This is a genomic window from Pseudarthrobacter sp. NPDC058196 (assembly GCF_042882685.1).
Lineage (GTDB): Bacteria > Actinomycetota > Actinomycetes > Actinomycetales > Micrococcaceae > Arthrobacter.
Genome location: NZ_JBHVVN010000004.1, coordinates 65,876 through 77,663 on the forward strand (window position 1 = coordinate 65,876; position 11,788 = coordinate 77,663).

Sequence of the window (11,788 nt, forward strand, 5' to 3'; positions counted from 1 at the left end):
GCCGGTGAAAGGCAGCAACAGTGCAGACAGCAACAACAGACACCGCCTTCCTGGCACGGGTGGCGGCGGAAGCGGACCGGGACGTCGCCGCGTTCCTGGCAACCCACGACGACGACGTGCGGGCCTTGGCGCACCGCCCGGCCATGGCCAGGCTGCTGGCCCTGGCCGTGGTCTTCACCGAGCCCGGCTCCGGCTACTACCGGCAGGAAACCCTTGCTGCGGCGATGCGTCGGTGCCTGGACCGGTTGGAGGCCCTCCAAGGGCCCACCGGCCTGTTCGACGGCACCAACCTGTCCTCGCCGCCGGACTCCGCGTTCACCCTGAACGACGTGTGCCTGGCGGTGCGGCTGGTCCGCGGCGCGGAAACCCCGGATGCCCTCTTGGCGGAGGTGGAAAAGCGGCTTGAGGCCATCATCGCCAAGAGCGTTGACGCCATGGTGGCCGGCGGCGTCCACACCCCAAACCACCGCTGGGAGCTTTCCGCTGCCTTGGCGCAGATCAACGCGTTGCACCCGCGGCGGGACATCGGCGCCCGGATCGAACAATGGCTGGCCGAGGGCATCGACCAGCTCCCGGACGGCATGTACTCCGAGCGCAGCCCCTTGTATGCCACTGCCGTGACCAATCCCTCGCTGCTGACCATTGCGGACGCCACGGGCCGGGCCGGGCTCCTGGACCACGTCCGGCGGAACCTCACCGCCTTCCTGCCATGGTTCAACGCCGACGGCACCGTGGAATCCGTATTCTCCCGCCGGCAGGACCAGTGGATGCAATTCGGTGCGGCCCCGTTCCTCCACCTCTACCGCCGGCTGGCGGCCCAGGACGGCCGGAACGATTTCGCCGCCGCAGCCCACTGGTTGGCCAAGCTGCCCCTGCACGAACCCGCGAAACTGCTTGCCCTCACCCGGCTGGACCCCTGGCTTTCAGCGGCCCTGCCGGCCGAACCGCCGTCGGACGCCACCGCGTTGCCGGCACCGCTCGCTCCGGCCGGGGCGGCCCTTGGGAGTTGCGGCGCCTACCGGTTCCGCGCAGCAGGGTCCGTGGCCACCGTGTTCGGCGGCTGCGACCCCCTGGTCCCCGGTGTGGGCTCCGGGCTTGCCACCAACCCCACCTTCCTCCGCTTCGGGCACGGCGCGGCCGTGCTGTCCGATCTGCGGTTGTCCAGGAGTTTCTTCGACCTTGGCCCGTTCCGCAGCGGGCACACGGTCCGGCAGGGCGGCGCGCTGGTGCTCGCCGAACAGCTGGAAGCCGGCTTCTACCAGCCCCTGCCGACGGGCAAGCAGCGCCCGGACGGCATATACGCCCTGGAGCATGAAGGCCGGTTCAGCGCCGGCATGGAGTTCAGTTCGCGCGCCGCCGACGTCCACCGGCTCGCCACGGAGATCAGGATCGAGGCCGCAGACGGGCAGGTGGGCTTGGACATTGGTTTTGAGGGGACGCCCACGGCTTTCGCGCTGGAACTGACCTTCCGGCCGGGCGGGGTGCTCGACGGCGTCGAGCCGGCAGGTGCGCCCGGAACCTTCCAGCTGGTGTCCGGCACCGGCACGTACCGCGTGGGCGCGGACGTGATTGAGTTTGGCCCAGGGCTGCCCGCAGATCCGGACAGCCCTGCCGCTTACAACCCGGGCGAAAGCTACCGCTACCTGGGCGGCACGAACGCGGCCGGGGGCACCAAGGTCTACATCACGGGGCGGACCAGTGGCCTGCACCGTTTCACGCTGCGCGGGTACACGCTGCCGGACTGAGCATCCGCCTACGCCTGGACGTGCTGCATCTGCTCGAACAGTTCCGGCGGGATGGCGTAAACCAGGACCACGGCCAGCAGGTTCTTGGCGGCGTGGACGAAGTAGGAGAACATAACGTTCTTTCCGGTCCACACGTAGACGAACACCAGGGTGGCGCCCATGGCAACGTAGGGGAGCAGTGCCGTGAGGGTAATGGCCTCCTGCCCCACGATGTGCATCGCCGCGAACAGCACGGCCGACAGGACGCAGCAGATCCAGATGTTCACCCGCCTGCCCAGCTTGCCGATCAGCAGGTGGCGGAAGATGTATTCCTCCACGAATGGTCCCACCACCACCAGCAGCGGCACCATGAGCCAGGGCGGCACCTGCTGCATGAGGGCCTGCAGGCCGGCCTGGTTGGCGGACGTTTGCACCTGCCCGTTCAGCGCCACCAGGATCGCGGTGAGGACCAGCATCGCGATGACGGCGGCGGGAACCATCAGCAGGGTGAACCAGGGCCGGGTCGCCAGGACCCTAAGGTCGCGGACCACCACTTTCCGGGCGGCCAGCAGTGCCACGATTCCCACCGAGGCATAGAACAGAAGGTTCACCGCGTAGGAGGCGGTGGCCGGGGATGGCGCAATCTGCCGCAGGAACGGGGCCACCAGGGCGCCGGCCGCCGCGAAGAATCCCGCGATAGCCACGTAGAGGCAGAGTGCCGCCAGGTCCAGGCGCGAAAAACGGTACAGCTGCGGCTGCGGAGCGGGGGGTGCGCGGTGGGCTGTGGCCATGCCTTCAGCCTATCGCCGGGGGTGCCGTGTAGTGCGCGTCACGTACCGCCCGCCCGGTCTTGTAGGATGGACAGGCCGCGTGAAGCTTCGGCTGCTCGATGATTTACGCTCACAATCGCTGGTTCCAAGGCCGCAAGGCCGAATTTTGTGAGCCTGATCATACGAATTCCGGATGCGGCCAACCCCCAACCCACAAGGAACAGTTGTGCCTCAAAGTACCCCCACAGACCTTCAGAACCCCGCCGCGGCCACCACCGCCGTCGATTCCTCCCTCAGCGCCGAGGGCTACAGCAAGACCCTGGGCCGACGCCACGTCACCATGATCGCCATGGGCGGCGCCATCGGCGTGGGCCTCTTCATGGGAGCAGGCGGCCGCCTCGCCTCCACCGGCCCGGCACTGATCTTCTCGTACGCCATCGCCGGCGTCATCGCCTACCTGCTCATGCGGGCCCTGGGCGAACTCATCATGTACCGGCAAACCTCCGGCTCCCTGGTGAGCTATGCCGGCGAGATGTTCGGCAAAAAAGGCGCGTACATGTCCGGCTGGATGTACTTCATCAACTGGGGCATGACCGGTATCGCCGAGCTCATCGCGATCGGCCTGTACTTCCAGTTCTTCTTCCCCAACGTCCCCGTGGAAGCCTCGGCAATTGCCGCCTTGGCGCTCCTCGTGGCAGTGAACCTGCTCAGCGTCAAGGCGTTCGGCGAGTTCGAATTCTGGGCTTCCTGCCTCAAGGTGGGCGCCATCCTGATCTTCCTGGTGGTGGGCACGTTCATGGTGGTCACCAACGCCCAGGTGGGTGACGGGCACGCCTCCGTCAACAACCTCTTTGCGGCCGAGGGCGGCATGTTCCCGAAGGGCGCACTGGTCATGGTCCTGGTCCTGAACGCCGTCATCTTTGCCTACAACGGCATCGAGCTGGTCGGCGTCACTGCCGGCGAGATGCAAAAGCCCGAACGCGAAGTGCCCAAGGCGATCCGCGCCGTCGTACTGCGAATTGTGGTGTTCTACGTAGGCTCTGTCCTGCTGCTGGCCATGCTGCTGCCCTCGGACCAGTACAAGGCCGGCACATCCCCGTTCGTTACCGTCTTTGGCCAGATGGGGCTGGGCTGGGTGGGTGACGTAATGAACATGATCGTCATCACCGCCGCCCTTTCCTCCTGCAACTCCGGGCTCTACTCGATCGGCCGCGTCTTCCGCACCATGGCCAACAACGGCCACGCCCCGCAGTGGCTGACCAGGATGTCCAAGCGGCACGTCCCGTATGCCGCCATCCTGGCCATCGCCGCGTTCTACCTGGTGGGTATCCTGCTGAACATCTGGCTGGGCGGCTCGCACGCGTTCGACCTCGCCCTGAACACCGCATCGATCGGCGTGATCTTCTGCTGGGGCTCCATCTTCGCGAGCCAAATCGTGCTGCGCCGCCGCAAGGGCATCACCTCCACCCTGCCCATGCCGGGTTCGCCGTGGACCAGCTGGGCCGGCATGCTGGGCCTGCTTGCCATCACCGTGCTCATCGGCTTCGACACCATGACGGACAAGGCCACCGGCGAGGTGTTCTACCTGGGCCTCTGGACCCTGGCTACCATCCCGTTCTTCGCGCTGGTCCTGTGGCTGGGCTGGCAGAAGGTCAAGGACAACCAGCCCAAGAGCGAGCTCTACAGCTAACACCGGATCTTCCTAAAACAACGTTCGACGGCGGGCCGCCCCTTTGGTGGGGTGGTCCGCCGTCGGCGTTTCCTCCTTGATGTCCGCGCGGGCCCGGTGCGTCAGGCAGCGGAGTCCTTCAGATAGCGGGCAAAGTAGTCCTCGATCCGCTGCCAGGCCTCCGGGGCGGAGTCCGGGTCCGGCCCGATGCCCATTACGCGCATGAGCGGGCGAAGGACCGCAGGACCTTCGTCGGTATCGTTCAGGAAGGCGTGGCCGGCGCCGGGGAATTCCTTGACGCTGTGTTCGATTCCCAGCCCGTCCAGTGCTGATTCAAGCCGGTCAGCGGCTCCCTTCAGGGGCTTGTCCGCGCCGCCGTAGTTGGCCACGATGGGGCAGGCGCCGCGGAGGGCCTCTTCCAGGTTTCCGGGTAGACGACCGTAGTTGACCGAGGCTGCGTCGAAACCGTCCTTGGCCACCAGCAGTGCGAAGCCGCCACCCATGCAAAAGCCGATTACCCCGGTTTTTCCGGTTGACTGCGGGGAGGCAGCAAGCCACTTCCGCGCCGTAGCGATGTCCGTGAATGCCCTGCCGGTGCCGGCAGCCATGCTGCGCATGGTGCTGACCAGGCAGCGGCGGGCCCCGCCCTCGCTGAACAGATCCACGGCCAACGTCAGGTAGCCGGCCCGGGCCAGCCTGTCGGCGTGCCTGCGCGTCTGGTCGGTCAGCCCGAAGGCCTCGTGGATCATCACGACGCCGGGGAAAGGGCCCTGGCCCTCCGGCGTGGCAAGGTAGCCGCCCAAGGAAGGCGAGCCGCCGGCGGCAGCGCTCTCGGCGCTGAGGTCAACGTAGGTCATGGCTAAGGCTAACCGGGAAGTGCAGGTTAACTGTGTGGAGTTCAACCGCGGACCTCAGGAAGCTGGTGCACGGCGCCTGGCCCGGGGCAGACTGGGGCATGTGAGCGAACCATGGGTGCTGCATGTGGACCTGGACCAGTTCATCGCGGCTGTGGAAGTCCTCCGCCGGCCTGAATTGGCGGGCAAGCCGGTGATCGTGGGCGGCCGCGGCGATCCCACCGAACGGGCTGTGGTGTCCACGGCGTCCTATGAAGCCAGGGCCTACGGGGTGGGCTCCGGAATGCCGCTGCGCATCGCCGCGCGGAAAGTCCCGGACGCGGTCATCCTGCCCGTGGATCATGAGGCATATCTTGAAGCGTCCGAAAAGGTCATGGCGGTGCTGCGCTCGCAGCCTGGCGCCACTGTCCAAGTGCTGGGCTGGGACGAAGCGTTCGTGGGCGTCGAGAGCGACGTCCCCGAAGATATCGCCCGGCAGCTGCAGGACGCCGTCCTGGCGGAAACCAGGCTGCACTGCAGCATCGGAATCGGGGACACCCTGGTCCGGGCCAAGGTGGCCACGGGGTTTGGCAAGCCCGCCGGCATCTTCCGGCTGACGGAAGGCAACTGGCTCCAGGTGATGGGGGACCGGCCCACGATCGACCTGTGGGGCGTCGGGACCAAGGTATCGCGGCGGCTCGCCACCCTGGGCATCACGACGGTTGCCGGACTCGCAGCCGCCAATCCGGCGGACCTGGTGCCCGAGTTCGGTCCGAAGATGGGCCCGTGGTACGCCCAGCTGGGACGGGGCGAGGGGTCGCGGGTGGTTGATGACACGCCCTGGGCGGCCCGGGGACACAGCCGGGAAACCACCTTCCAGCGCGACCTGACGGAGGCCGCGGACATTGACGGGGCCGTAAGGGAATTGGCGGCGCACGTCCTGGACGATGTTGCCGCGGAGGGGCGGCCGGTGGTCGGCCTCACCCTGAAGGTGCGCTACGCGCCGTTCACCACCACAACGTTCGGGCGGAAGTTCCCCGAAACGTCCGCCGCTGCGGAAGTGCTCGCGCAGGCCCTCGAACTTGCGGCGAAGATCGAGCCAGGCCGCCCCATCCGGTTGCTCGGGCTGCGGGCGGAAATGACCATGCCGGATGATTCCCGCCAGGGCCACACCCCCACCCGCAGCGGCTGGTGATTTATCGATTCCCGTCCACCGATCCTTGGGTGTGGACAGCGGAACGGCGGCGGATCGATCCGATCCGCCGCCGTTGGGCTGCTGCAGCACGCCGTTCGCTGCGGCTGCAGCAGGGTGGGTGTTAGTCGCGCTTGAACTCGTCCTTGACGCTTTCGCCGACCTTCTTGGCATCCGCCTTGACCTGGTCCGCCTGGCCTTCAGCCTTCAGCCGGTCATTGTGGGTGACGTTGCCCGCGGCTTCCTTGGCCTTGCCGCCAAGTTCTTCGGCTTCGTTGCTGATCTTGTCTCCGAGGCCCATGGTGCTGGCCTCCTTTCGTTTCCGTCGACCGTTACATTTTTCAGCCTAAACGAAGCTTGCTTACTAATTCAAGGGATGTGCCGGGAGGCTAGGCTCGGGGCATGGAGAAAAAGCGCGGGAGGGGGCCGGCCGGGGTGCACGCACCCCGGGTTTCACCGGTGGAGCTCATTGGTCTCGAAGACCTACCGGACGCCGCCTTCCGGCGGGGCGACCGGCATGAAGGGGTCCGGTTTACCCGCGCAGACGCGGAAGGTCTCGACCTGGGCGGGTCCGTCTTTTCCGAGTGCCGGTTCGATGCCGCGTCCTTTAACGACGCGCAGCTCCAGGGAGCATCTTTCCGCGATTGCATCCTGGCGGAGGTGTACGCGCCCGTTTTCCGCGGTGCCCGCAGCACCTGGCAGGACGTGGAACTCCGGAACCCCCGGCTGGGCTCCGCGGAGCTTTACGAAACCGGCTGGCAGTCCGTGCGGATCGACGGCGGCAAGGTGGACTTCCTGAACCTGCGCGGTGCCAAGCTCACGGACGTGCTGATCAGCGGATGCATCATCAATGAGCTGGACCTTGGGGCCGCGGGAGCCGTCCGGGTGAGGCTCGAGGACTGCACCATCGGATCCCTGGACCTTGCCGGAGCCAAGCTGAAGGACTTTGACATCCGCGGGACCGGGTTCCGCAAGATCAGCGGGCTGGGCAGCCTCTCCGGGCTGGTCATTGACGAGTACCAGTTGGGCCTCCTGGCTCCGCTGATCGCCGCGCACCTCGGTGTCACAGTCCTCTAGCCGGGTGCGGAGCGGAACCTTGCCGTGTACCATTTACAGAACGAACGGTCGGTAAGTGGTGTCCTCCGCTGCGCCGGCCGCCGATGACAGTGCTGTTTATCGCGTGAAGGGTGTATCCATGGCTGCAACCGCAGGTCCGCAGGCTTTCCTCGTAGGCGGGGTCCGAACGCCGGTTGGCCGGTACGGGGGTGCCTTGTCCGCCGTCCGGCCGGACGACCTGGCCGCCCTGGTGGTCCGCGAAGCCGTTCAACGCGCCGGCCTGGATCCGGAAGGCATCGACGAGGTGATCCTGGGCAACGCCAACGGCGCAGGGGAGGAGAACCGAAACGTGGCCCGCATGGCCACCCTGTTGGCAGGCCTTCCGCTCCACATCCCCGGCATTACGGTCAACCGGCTGTGCGCCTCCGGACTGAGCGCCATTATCCAGGCGAGCCACATGATCAAGGCCGGCGCCGCGGACATCGTCATCGCCGGCGGAGTGGAGTCCATGAGCCGGGCGCCCTGGGTGCAGGAAAAGCCCACCGCCGCGTTTGCCAAGCCCGGCCAGATCTTCGACACCTCCATCGGATGGCGCTTCACCAACCCGCAGTTCCAACAGGGCGGCCTCTCCCGCGACGGGAAGATGACCTACTCCATGCCGGAAACGGCGGAGGAAGTGGCCCGCGTGGACGGCATCTCCCGCGAGGATGCCGACGCGTTTGCCGTCCGCTCGCACCAACGTGCGCTCGATGCCATCGCCGCCGGCCGCTTCAAGGACGAGATCGTCCCCGTCACGGTGAAGACACGCAAGTCCGAAACCGTGGTGAACACGGACGAAGGACCCCGCCCCGGCACCAGCCTCGACGTTCTCGCTGCCCTCCGGCCGGTGACGCACGGCGGCTCCGTGGTCACCGCCGGAAACTCGTCCTCCCTCAACGACGGCGCCTCGGCCATCATCGTCGCGTCCGAAGCCGCGATTGAGCGGCTGGGCCTGACACCGCGGGCACGCATCATCGACGGCGCCTCTGCCGGCTGCGAACCCGAGATCATGGGCATTGGTCCTGTCCCCGCCACGCAGAAAGTGCTCAAGCGAAGCGGCCTGGGCGTCGGTGACCTGTCCGCCGTCGAACTTAATGAAGCCTTTGCCACCCAGTCACTGGCCTCCATCCGGCGCCTGGGCCTGGATCCGGCCATCGTGAACCGCGACGGCGGAGCCATCGCCCTGGGCCACCCGCTTGGTTCCAGCGGGTCCCGGATCGCCATCACCCTGCTGGGGCGGATGGAACGCGAGGACGCCAAAATCGGCCTCGCCACCATGTGCGTCGGTGTTGGCCAAGGGACTGCCATGCTGCTGGAGAGAATCTGATGGCCGCCGCAGTGGACCTTGGCGCCGAAGTATTTTCCGCCCTCAAGGTAGAGGAACGGGACGACCGTGTGGTGGTGCTGCTCAACCGGCCCGAGGTGAAGAACGCCATCGACCAGCAGATGGTGGACGAACTCCACACCGTGTGCGCAGCGCTGGAACAGAACCCCAAAGTCCTGATCATTGCCGGAGTGGACGGGGTGTTCGCCTCCGGGGCGGACATCGCCCAATTGCGCGAACGGCGGCGGGACGACGCCCTGCAAGGGATCAACTCCACCATCTTCGTCCGGATTGCGAAGCTGCCCATGCCGGTCATCGCCGCGCTGGACGGCTACTGCCTCGGTGGCGGGGCGGAACTGGCCTACGCGGCGGACTTCCGGATCGGCACCCCCACCGTGCGGATCGGCAACCCCGAAACGGGGCTGGGGATCCTGGCCGCGGCGGGCGCCAGCTGGCGGCTCAGGGAACTCGTGGGCGAACCGCTGGCCAAGCAGATCCTCCTGGCCGGCCTCGTCCTCGGCGCCGACGAGGCACGGGCGGCCAACCTCATCACCGAAATCCACGACCCGGCAGACCTGCTGGCCGCGGCCCACAGCCTTGCTGACAGGATCGGGCGCCAGGATCCGCTGGCCGTCCGCATCACCAAGTCCGTGTTCCACGCCCCCGCGGAAGCCCACCCGCTGATCGACCAGCTGGCCCAGGGCATCCTCTTCGAATCCCAGGCCAAGTTCGACCGCATGCAGGCGTTCCTCGACCGCAGTGCCCGGAAAAAGGCCAACCCCGCCAACCCTGCAGACGGAAAGTAGACCATGAGCGAATCGCAACTGACCCCAGCCCTCCCGGCCCGGGTGGGCGTCCTGGGCGGCGGCCGGATGGGCGCCGGGATCGCCCACGCCTTCCTGGTCAAGGGTTCCGACGTGCTGGTGGTGGAACGCGACGAACAGTCTGCGGAGGCTGCCCGGGAACGGGTGGAATCTGCGGCGGCAAAGAGCATCGAGCGCGGGGCAACGGACGCAAACCTGGACGAACTGGTCTCCCGCCTGACCGTCGGCGTGGACTATGACGCCTTCAAGGACCGCCGCCTGGTGGTGGAGGCCGTCCCGGAAGACTGGGACCTGAAAGTCACCGCGTTGCGGGGCATCGAGGAGCGGCTGGCGGAAGACGCCTGCCTGGCCTCCAACACGTCCTCGCTGTCCGTGAACGGGCTCGCGAAAGAGCTGAAGCGGCCGGGCAATTTCCTGGGACTGCATTTCTTCAACCCGGTGCCCGCTTCCACGCTCATCGAGGTGGTGCTGGGCGAGCACACCTCGCCCGGACTCGCTGCGGAGGCGAGGAGGTGGGTGGAAGCACTCGGGAAGACCGCCGTCGTCGTCAATGACGCTCCCGGGTTCGCATCGTCCCGGCTGGGCGTCGCCATCGCGCTGGAGGCGATGCGGATGGTGGAAGAAGGCGTCGCCTCGGCCGAAGACATCGACAACGCCATGGTGCTGGGCTACAAGCACCCCACCGGGCCGCTGAAAACCACTGACATCGTGGGGCTTGACGTCCGCCTGGGCATCGCCGAATACCTGCACTCCACCCTGGGCGACCGGTTTGCGCCGCCGCAAATCCTGCGCGACAAGGTGGCTCGCGGGGAACTGGGCCGCAAGACCGGCAAGGGCTTCTTCGACTGGCCCAGCTAGCGGCTGGTTGCCTGCGTCGAAGAAGGCCAGGCTGCCGGCGCCGAACGGGTGGGCCTAGGCTGGTGCAGTGACTTTCCTTGAACCCCTTACCCTGACCGGCCGGCACGTTATCCTTGAGCCGCTCACGGAGGATCACCACGACGGCCTGGTGGAGGCCGCCAGGGACGGTGAGCTTTGGAAGCTCTGGTACACCTCGGTGCCGGCCCCTGGGGCGATGGCCGCAGATATCAGGCGGCGGCTCGCACTGCAGGACCAAGGATCCATGCTGCCGTTCACCACGCGCTTGATCGACGCGGAAACCGGCGGCCCGGGCCGCATCATCGGCATGACCACCTACATGAACATCGATGCCGCCACGCCCCGCGTGGAGATCGGTTCCACCTGGAACGCGGCCTCCGTGCAGGGGACCGGGACCAACCCGGACTCCAAGCTCCTGCTGCTCGGGCACGCCTTCGAGGCCGTGGGCTGCCCCGCGGTGGAATTCCGCACCCACTGGCTCAACCACCAGTCGCGGGACGCCATCGCCCGGCTCGGCGCCAAGCAGGACGGCGTGCTGCGCAGCCACTCACGGACCAGCGACGGGAATCTCCGGGACACCGTGGTGTTCTCCATCCTGGACCACGAATGGCCTGCCGTCCGCGCCGGGCTCGAGTACCGGCTGGACCGGCGCGGCCCGGCTCGTTGATGACGCCAAAACTCTTCCCCTGCGGCATGCGGCTCCCAGCACCGTGTGATTGGCTGTGCGGATGAGCAAACGGGGCAGGCCCATGAAGTGGGATGGAGCTGTCAACGCCTGGCACGTTTCGGGCGGCATCTACCGGATGGGGCGGCGTGAGTGGCTGACGGCGTCCGGGTGGCGGCAGGTGTTCGACGACGGCGTCCGCACCGTCGTCGATCTCCGCAACGCAGCGGAAGGCCGGCGCCGGGACACCGACCCAGTGGTCCCGGACGCGTCCATGCCGGACATCGACGTGGTCCGGGCCCCCACGGAAGAGCCCGGCGATCCAGGCTTCACCGCAGTCACCGGGCCGTACCTGAACGACCCCACGCATTATGCCGAGAACGCCCGCCTTTTCCCGGAAAAGCTGGTGGGCGTCTTCCGGGCCATCTCCCATGCCGCACCCAAGGGGAATGTCCTGCTGCACTGCGCCGCCGGCCGGGACCGCAGCGGAATGGTGGCCGCCATGGTCCAAGACCTGGCAGGCGATACCGACGAAGCCATCGCAGAAGGCTACCGGCGGGCGGCGCGCGGCATCAACGAGAGGTACCGCACGCACGGGCCGCCGCACAGCCGCGAACGCTATCTGGACGCCGCTGAACTGGAGCCTTTACTGGAACAACGGGGGCTCACCGTGGTCAGGTATGTCCGGGACCTGGATACCCGCCGCTACCTCTTGGCCAACGGCCTCACCTCAGCCGAACTTGAGGCCGTCCTGGCTTGTTGCCATGAGAGCGTAGCTACAATGGGACCAGTGTGACGCATGTGACCTGAGATACTG

12 protein-coding genes are annotated in these 11,788 nt (G+C 67.1%); 9 read left to right on the forward strand and 3 right to left on the reverse strand.

All coding sequences use genetic code 11. The annotated features are described in order from the left end of the window. The first annotated feature begins 20 nt into the window (after positions 1-20). Positions 21-1,745: a hypothetical protein gene (locus ACFVVC_RS06955; RefSeq protein ID WP_387450537.1), complete on the forward strand. Its 1,725-nt coding sequence runs from the start codon at positions 21-23 to the stop codon at positions 1,743-1,745. Positions 1,746-1,753: 8 nt separating this feature from the next. Here the strand turns inward: ACFVVC_RS06955 and ACFVVC_RS06960 are convergent, their stop codons facing one another. After that, entirely contained in the window at positions 1,754-2,515 is a 762-nt protein-coding gene (locus ACFVVC_RS06960; protein ID WP_387450539.1) for a CPBP family intramembrane glutamic endopeptidase, read from the reverse strand. 205 nt (positions 2,516-2,720) lie between these two features. Here ACFVVC_RS06960 and ACFVVC_RS06965 point away from each other — a divergent pair, with 205 nt between their 5' ends. Beyond that, entirely contained in the window at positions 2,721-4,184 is a 1,464-nt protein-coding gene (locus tag ACFVVC_RS06965; protein ID WP_387450541.1) for an amino acid permease, read from the forward strand. 101 nt (positions 4,185-4,285) lie between these two features. Here the strand turns inward: ACFVVC_RS06965 and ACFVVC_RS06970 are convergent, their stop codons facing one another. Next, positions 4,286-5,020 carry a dienelactone hydrolase family protein gene (locus tag ACFVVC_RS06970; protein WP_387450543.1) on the reverse strand — a complete coding sequence of 245 codons (735 nt, stop codon included), beginning with the start codon at positions 5,018-5,020 and terminating at the stop codon, positions 4,286-4,288. 115 nt (positions 5,021-5,135) lie between these two features. Between ACFVVC_RS06970 and ACFVVC_RS06975 the strand changes: the two genes are divergently transcribed. After that, a complete protein-coding gene (locus ACFVVC_RS06975) occupies positions 5,136-6,191 on the forward strand; it encodes a DNA polymerase IV (protein ID WP_387451133.1) in 1,056 nt (351 codons plus the stop codon). Positions 6,192-6,312: 121 nt separating this feature from the next. Here ACFVVC_RS06975 and ACFVVC_RS06980 read toward each other — a convergent pair whose 3' ends face one another. Then, the gene (locus tag ACFVVC_RS06980) at positions 6,313-6,489 is read right to left on the reverse strand and encodes a CsbD family protein (RefSeq protein WP_109045219.1); all 177 of its coding nucleotides are present in this window, start codon (positions 6,487-6,489) and stop codon (positions 6,313-6,315) included. A 101-nt stretch (positions 6,490-6,590) separates the two neighbouring features. Here ACFVVC_RS06980 and ACFVVC_RS06985 point away from each other — a divergent pair, with 101 nt between their 5' ends. The 6 genes from ACFVVC_RS06985 (at position 6,591) to ACFVVC_RS07010 (ending at position 11,767) form a co-directional block, all read left to right on the forward strand. Then, complete coding sequence (locus ACFVVC_RS06985) at positions 6,591-7,265, forward strand: pentapeptide repeat-containing protein (protein WP_387450545.1); 675 nt, start codon at positions 6,591-6,593, stop codon at positions 7,263-7,265. 118 nt (positions 7,266-7,383) lie between these two features. Continuing rightward, a complete protein-coding gene (locus ACFVVC_RS06990) occupies positions 7,384-8,610 on the forward strand; it encodes a thiolase family protein (RefSeq protein WP_387450547.1) in 1,227 nt (408 codons plus the stop codon). Continuing rightward, entirely contained in the window at positions 8,610-9,413 is an 804-nt protein-coding gene (locus ACFVVC_RS06995) for an enoyl-CoA hydratase/isomerase family protein (protein WP_387450549.1), read from the forward strand. Before ACFVVC_RS06990 ends, ACFVVC_RS06995 begins: the two co-directional genes overlap by 1 nt. A 3-nt stretch (positions 9,414-9,416) precedes the next feature. Continuing rightward, positions 9,417-10,289: a 3-hydroxyacyl-CoA dehydrogenase family protein gene (locus ACFVVC_RS07000; protein ID WP_387450551.1), complete on the forward strand. Its 873-nt coding sequence runs from the start codon at positions 9,417-9,419 to the stop codon at positions 10,287-10,289. Between the two features lie 67 nt (positions 10,290-10,356). After that, entirely contained in the window at positions 10,357-10,974 is a 618-nt protein-coding gene (locus ACFVVC_RS07005) for a GNAT family N-acetyltransferase (RefSeq protein ID WP_387450553.1), read from the forward strand. Positions 10,975-11,056: 82 nt separating this feature from the next. Further along, positions 11,057-11,767, forward strand: a complete 711-nt coding sequence (locus tag ACFVVC_RS07010) for a tyrosine-protein phosphatase (RefSeq protein ID WP_387450555.1) — start codon at positions 11,057-11,059, stop codon at positions 11,765-11,767. The last annotated feature ends 21 nt before the right edge of the window (positions 11,768-11,788 follow it).

Excerpts from the sequence above, each read along its gene's own strand:
- ACFVVC_RS06990 (WP_387450547.1), top strand. The coding sequence starts at position 7,384 with ATGGCTGCAACCGCAGGTCCGCAGGCTTTCCTCGTAGGCGGGGTCCGA.
- ACFVVC_RS07010 (WP_387450555.1), top strand. The coding sequence starts at position 11,057 with ATGAAGTGGGATGGAGCTGTCAACGCCTGGCACGTTTCGGGCGGCATC.
- ACFVVC_RS06960 (WP_387450539.1), bottom strand. The coding sequence starts at position 2,515 with ATGGCCACAGCCCACCGCGCACCCCCCGCTCCGCAGCCGCAGCTGTAC.
- ACFVVC_RS06970 (WP_387450543.1), bottom strand. The coding sequence starts at position 5,020 with ATGACCTACGTTGACCTCAGCGCCGAGAGCGCTGCCGCCGGCGGCTCG.
- ACFVVC_RS06985 (WP_387450545.1), top strand. The coding sequence starts at position 6,591 with ATGGAGAAAAAGCGCGGGAGGGGGCCGGCCGGGGTGCACGCACCCCGG.
- ACFVVC_RS06980 (WP_109045219.1), bottom strand. The coding sequence starts at position 6,489 with ATGGGCCTCGGAGACAAGATCAGCAACGAAGCCGAAGAACTTGGCGGC.
- ACFVVC_RS06995 (WP_387450549.1), top strand. The coding sequence starts at position 8,610 with ATGGCCGCCGCAGTGGACCTTGGCGCCGAAGTATTTTCCGCCCTCAAG.
- ACFVVC_RS07000 (WP_387450551.1), top strand. The coding sequence starts at position 9,417 with ATGAGCGAATCGCAACTGACCCCAGCCCTCCCGGCCCGGGTGGGCGTC.